1 protein-coding gene is annotated in these 6,656 nt (G+C 71.2%); it reads left to right on the forward strand.

The window, feature by feature from the left end; translation table 11 throughout:
- On the forward strand, positions 1 to 6,656 hold a 6,656-nt coding region (locus ACIPXB_RS37010; protein ID WP_401457397.1), incomplete at both ends, for an amino acid adenylation domain-containing protein.

The following is a 6,656-nucleotide window of genomic DNA, read 5'->3' on the forward strand; positions in this document are numbered from 1 at the left end:
AGCGAGCTGGTCGGGCACGCGGCTGAGTGCGCGGTGTTCAACCACTACGGGCCCACGGAGACCACCATCGGCGTGGCCACGACCCGGCTCGACGCGGACGGCGTGGTGGCGATCGGCAGCCCCGTCGCCAACACCCGGTTCTACGTGCTCGACACCGCCTTGCGGCCGGTCGCCGCTGGGGTGACGGGTGAGCTGTACGTGTCCGGTGCACAGCTGGCGCGCGGCTATGTGAACCGGTCCGGTCTGACGGCGGAGCGGTTCGTGGCAAATCCGTTCGAGCCGGGCGTGCGGATGTACCGCACGGGTGACCGGGTGCGCTGGACCGCCGACGGCCGGGTGGTGTTCGTGGGGCGCGCGGACGAGCAGGTGAAGGTCCGCGGCTTCCGGATCGAACCGGGCGAGGTCCAGGCGGCGATCGCCGGGCACCCGATGGTCGACCAGGCCGCGGTGGTGGCCCGTGAGGACGTACCGGGTGACGTGCGGCTGGTGGCCTATGTGGTGCCGTCCGACGAGGACGGTGACACCGACGGGCTCCCGGCCGCGGTGCGGGAGTTCGTGGGCCGCCGTCTGCCGGAGCACATGGTTCCGGCCGCGGTGGTCGTCCTGGACGGTCTGCCGCTGACCGGGAACGGAAAGCTGGACCGCAGGGCCCTGCCGGCCCCGGAGTACGGGGCTTCCTCGGCCGGCAGCGGCCGTCGTGCCGCGAACCTGCGGGAGGAACTGCTCTGCCTGGCCTTCGCCGATGTCCTCGGACTGGAGAGCGTGGGCGTCGACGACGACTTCTTCGAGCTGGGCGGGCACTCGCTGCTGGCGGTCCGGCTGGTCAGCCGGATCCGCACGGTCCTGGGCGTCGAGGCCGAGATCCGTACCGTCTTCGAGGAGCCGACCGTCGCCGGGCTCGCCGCCCGGCTCGCCGGCGCCGAAACCGCCCGCGCCGCCCTCACCCCCCTGCCCCGCCCCGACCGACTCCCCCTCTCCTACGCCCAGCAACGGCTGTGGTTCATCAACCAGCTGGAGGAGTCGAGCCCTTCGTACAACGTCCCCGTGGTGCTCGGGCTGGCGGCCGACATCGACCGCGCGGCGCTGAACGCGGCCTTCCGGGACGTCATCGGCCGCCACGAGGTCCTGCGCACCGTGTTCCCGGCGGTCGACGGCGAGCCGTACCAGCAGATCATCGAGGTCGGGCGGCTGGACTGGGAGATCCAGGTCGTTCCGGTGTCGCCGGACGACCTCGAGGCCGAGGTCGGCAAGACGGCGCAGCATGCCTTCGACCTCACCCGGGAGGTGCCGATCCGCGCATGGCTCTTCGAGACGGAGCCCGGCGCCGATGCCTCTCCGGTGCTGTCCGTCGTCCTGCACCACATCGCCAGTGACGGCTGGTCGACGGCCCCGCTGGCACGGGATCTGTCCGTCGCCTACGCGGCGCGCAGCGAGGGCAGGGCACCCACGTGGGAACCGCTGCCCGTCCAGTACGCCGACTACGCGCTCTGGCAGCGCGAGCTGCTCGGCGGCGAACAGGACCACGACAGCGTGATGACCCGCCAGACGGGCTTCTGGAAGACGGCGCTGGACGGCATCCCGGAGGAACTCGAGCTCCCCGTCGACCACGTCCGCCCCGTGGTGTCCTCCCGTCGCGGACATGACGCCTCGCTGGCCGTCCCGGCGGACCTCCACGCCCGACTGGCGGACGTGGCACGGGCCGAGGGCGCCACCATGTTCATGGTGCTGCAGGCTGCCCTGGCCGTCCTGCTGAACCGCCTCGGCGCCGGGACCGACATCCCGATCGGTACGGCCAACGCCGGCCGTACCGACGAGGCGCTCGACGACCTGGTCGGCTTCTTCGTCAACACCCTCGTGGTGCGGACGGACCTGACCGGCGACCCGACCTTCGTGGACGTCCTCGCCCGGGTACGTGAGGCGGGCCTGTCCGCCTTCGCCCACCAGGACGTGCCGTTCGAGAAGCTGGTCGAGGAACTCGCCCCGAGCCGCTCCATGGCACGCCATCCGCTGTTCCAGGTGTCGTTGACGCTGCAGAACAACAAGGCGGCCGAGCTGGATCTCGCCGGAGCACGCGTCGGAGGGGCACCGGAGTCCGGCGTGTGGTCGAAGTACGACCTCGCGTTCGGTCTCGGCGAGGCATTCGGGCCCGATGGACGGCCGGCAGGGCTGCACGGTGGCCTCGTCGCGTCGGCGGACCTCTTCGAAGCCGAGTCGGTCGAGCGGATCGCCGAGCGCTTCATCCGCGTCCTGGCCGCGGTTTCCGCCGACCCGCGGGCCCGGTTGAGCGCCGTGGACGTGCTGGACGAGGCCGAGCGCCGTCGGGTGCTGGTGGAGTGGAACGACACGGCGGTGGACGTCGAGCCGACGACGCTTCCCGAGTTGTTCGAGGCGCAGGTGGCGCGGACGCCGGACGCGGTCGCGGTGCTGTTCGAGGGCAAGGAGGTCTCGTACGCCGAGCTGGACGCGCGGGCGAACCGTCTCGCGCGGCTGCTGATCGGCCGTGGCGTGGGTCCCGAGTCGGTCGTCGCGGTGGCGATGGAACGCGGCATCGACACGGTCGTGGCCCTGCTCGCCGTGGTGAAGGCCGGCGGTGCCTATCTGCCGGTCGACCCCGCGAACCCGGCCGAGAGGATCGCCGTCCTGCTGGCGGACGCTGCTCCGGTGGCGGCAGTGACCTCGCGGGCCGTGGCCGGTGCGATACCGGACGGAGTGCCGGTCGTGGTGCTGGACGAGCTCTCCGTGACGGAGGAGCTGGCGGGCCTGCCGGCCACCCCATCGGGAGTGGAGGTACTGCCGTCGCACCCGGCGTACGTGATCTTCACCTCCGGCTCGACCGGTCGGCCCAAGGGGGTCATGGTGCCCCACGAGGGCGTCGTGAACCGTCTGGCCTGGATGCGGGAACGTTTCGGACTCACCACCGCGGACCGGGTCATGCAGAAGGCGGCGTTCGGGTTCGACCTGTCGGTGTGGGAGTTCTTCGGGACCCTGACCGCGGGCGCGTGCCTGGTGGTGGCGCGCCCCGACGGGCACAAGGACCCGGCCTACCTGGCCGGTCTGGTGCGCGAGGCCGGGGTGACGACCATGCACTTCGTGCCGTCCATGCTGGAAGCCTTCCTGGCCGATCCGGCCGTCCCGCAGACGGCTGCGGTCCTGCGGCGCGTGATGTGCGGCGGCGAATCGTTGACGCCCTTCCTCCGGGACCGGTTCTTCTCCCTCCTTCCCGGGGTGGAACTGCACCACCTGTACGGGCCGACCGAGGCGTCGATCGACGTGACGGCCTGGCACTGCGATCCGGATGCCGGCGGAGCCGTCGTCCCGATCGGCGGTCCGGTGGCCAACACGAGGCTCTACGTCCTGGACGACGGGCTGGCGCCCGTCCCGGCCGGTGTGGCCGGTGAGCTGTACATCGCCGGCGTGCAGCTGGCCCGCGGCTACGTGGGCCGTCCGGGCATGACGGCGGAACGGTTCGTCGCCTCCCCGTTCGCCTCCGGCGAGCGGCTGTACCGCACGGGTGATCTCGCGCGCTGGAACACGGACGGTGCGGTCGAGTTCCTGGGCCGCGTCGACGACCAGGTGAAGATCCGTGGCTTCCGCATCGAGCCGGGCGAGCTCCAGGCCGTGATCGCCGGACACCCCCAGGTCGCCCAGGCCGCCGTGGTCGCACGCGAGGACGTCCCCGGTGACCTCCGCCTGGTCGCGTACGCGGTTCCGGAGGCCGGGATCACCGTACTCCCGCGGCACATCCAGGACTTCGCCGCGTCCCGCCTGCCGGAGTACCTCGTGCCGTCCGCGGTGGTCCTGATGGACGCGCTGCCGCTGAGTGTGAACGGCAAGCTGGATCGCAGGGCCCTGCCCGCTCCGGCGTACGCGACCGGAGCCGGCCGTGCCCCTGCGACGGTCCAGGAAGAACTGCTGTGCGCCGCGTTCGCGCAGGTGCTCGGGCTGGAGAACGTCGGAGTCGACGACGACTTCTTCGCCCTCGGCGGTCACTCCCTCCTCGGAGTGCGGCTGATCAGCCGTGTGCGTGTGCTCCTCGGCGTCGAGGTGCCGTTGCGGACGCTGTTCGAGGCGCCGACCGTCGCCGGCATGGCGGCGCGGCTGTCCGGCACGGCCGGTGCCCGGCTCGCCCTCACGGCCGGAGACCGGCCGGAGCGTCCGCCGCTGTCCTTCGCCCAGCAGCGGCTCTGGTTCATCGACCAGTTGGAGGGGCCGAGCCCCACCTACAACATCCCCATCAGACTGCAGCTGCCTCCCGGCCTCGACCGGGACGCCCTGGGCGCGGCACTGCGGGACGTCGTCGTACGGCACGAGGTGCTCCGGACGGTGTACGCGGCCGGTGCGGACGAGCCGTACCAGCGGATCGTGGACGTCGACGACCTGGCCTGGGAGATGCGGGTCCTGGAGGTCGCTTCCGAGGCGCTGGACGACGCGGTGGTGAAGGCCGAGGGCCACACCTTCGATCTGACGTCGGACGTTCCCTTCCGCGCGTCGCTGTTCGTGGCCGGCGCGGATGAGCAGGTCCTGCTCATCGTGGTCCACCACATCGCCGGTGACGGCTGGTCCGTGAGCCCTCTGGCCAAGGACATCGTGACCGCCTACGAAGCGCGGTCCGCGGGCCGCGCGCCGGAGTGGGAGGCGCTGCCGGTGCAGTACGCCGACTACACGCTGTGGCAGCGCGAGCTGCTGGGCGACGAGGAGGACCCGGACAGCTTGATGGCACGTCAGGTCGGCTACTGGCGCGAGGCCCTGGCCGAACTGCCGGAAGAGCTGGTCCTGCCCGTGGACCGGCCGCGTCCCGCGGTGGCGTCCCACCGTGGTCACCGGGTGTCGTTGGAGGTGCCGGCGACGGTTCATGGGCGGTTGGTGGAGGTGGCGCGTGCTGAGGGTGTGACGCCGTTCATGGTGTTGCAGGCCTCGTTGGCGGTGCTGCTGTCCAAGCTCGGTGCGGGTACGGACGTTCCGATCGGTTCGGCGAATGCCGGCCGTACGGACGAGGCGCTGGACGATCTGGTCGGGTTCTTCATCAACACGCTGGTGGTGCGGGCGGATCTGTCGGGTGATCCGTCGTTCCGTGAGGTGCTGGGCCGGGTGCGGGAGAGGACGTTGTCGGCTCTGGCGCATCAGGACGTGCCGTTCGAGAAGCTGGTCGAGGAACTCGCCCCGGCACGCTCGCGCGCTCGGCATCCGCTGTTCCAGGTCCAGCTCGACCTCCAGAACAATGCACCCGACCGCGTGACGGGGGAGTCCCGGCCCGCCGGCGCCGACACGGTCGCCGTCACGTCGGCCGGCACCGGAGCTGCCAAGTTCGACCTGGAGGTGCGGCTGACCGAGGCGTTCGACGCCAGTGGTGCGCCGGTTGGTCTCCGGGGCGTCGTGATCGGTGCGGCGGATCTGTTCGAGGCGGAGTCGGTCGAGCGGATCGCTGGGCGTCTGGTGCGGGTGCTGGAGCTGGTGGCTGCTGATCCGGGGCTGCGGCTGAGCGGTGTGGACGTGCTCGGTGATGTCGAGCGTCGTCGGGTGCTGGTGGAGTGGAACGACTCGGCGGTGGAGTTCGGTGACTCGCTGGTGCCGGAGTTGTTCGCGGGGCAGGTGGCCCGGACGCCGGATGCGGTGGCGGTGGTCGCTGATGGTGTGGAGGTGTCGTTCGCGGAGCTGGAGGAACGGGCCAACAGGCTTGCCCACTATCTGCTGGGTCAGGGTGTGGGTGCCGAGTCGGTGGTGGGTGTGTGTCTGCCGCGTGGTGTCGATGCGGTGGTCGCGGTCCTGGCGGTGTGGAAGGCGGGGGCTGCGTTCCTGCCGATCGACCCGGAGTATCCGGTGGATCGGATCTCGTGGATGCTGGCGGACAGCGGTGCGGTGCTGACGCTGACCGATGAGGACGTGCTGGGGGATCTGCCGGCGGGCCGTGCGCGGATGGTTCCGGTGGATTCCACGCTGATGGGTATCCAGCTGTCGGTGCTGCCGGGGACGGCTCCCGAGGTGCGGACGTGTGCGGAGGGTCTGGCGTATGTGATCTTCACGTCGGGTTCGACGGGCCGGCCGAAGGGTGTGGCGGTCACGCATGGTGGCCTGGCCAATTACGCGCGGTGGGCCGCGGGCGCGTACGACACGAAGGGCGGCGCGCCGCTGCATTCCTCGCTGGCGTTCGATCTGACGGTGACCAGTGTGGTGGTGCCGCTGATTTCTGGTTCGCCGGTGGTGGTGAGCCGTGAGGGTGGTGCTGAGGGCCTGGCCGCGCTGGTGCGCGATGGCGGCGGTTTCGGTCTGGCGAAGGTGGTGCCTGCTCACCTGCCGCTGCTGTCGGAGATGCTGGCCGATGGCGAGGTCAAGGCCGCCGCTTCGACCTGGGTGGTGGGTGGTGAGGCGCTGCCGGGTGCGGTGGTGCGGGCGTGGCTGGAGCGTGCGCCGGGTTCGGTGGTCGTCAATGAGTACGGGCCGACCGAGACGGTGGTGGGCTGTGCGGTGTTCGAGGTCCGGGCCGGCCAGGAGGTCGGTGATGCGGTTCCGGTGGGCCGTGCGATCGCGAACATGCGGCTGTATGTGCTGGATGAGTGGCTGTGTCCGGTGGCGCCGGGTGTGGCGGGCGAGCTGTATGTGGCGGGTGCGCAGGTCGCCCGGGGTTATGTGGGCCGGCCGGGGCTGACGGCGGAGCGGTT

The organism is Streptomyces sp. NPDC090022 (genome assembly GCF_044748145.1).
Lineage (GTDB): Bacteria > Actinomycetota > Actinomycetes > Streptomycetales > Streptomycetaceae > Streptomyces.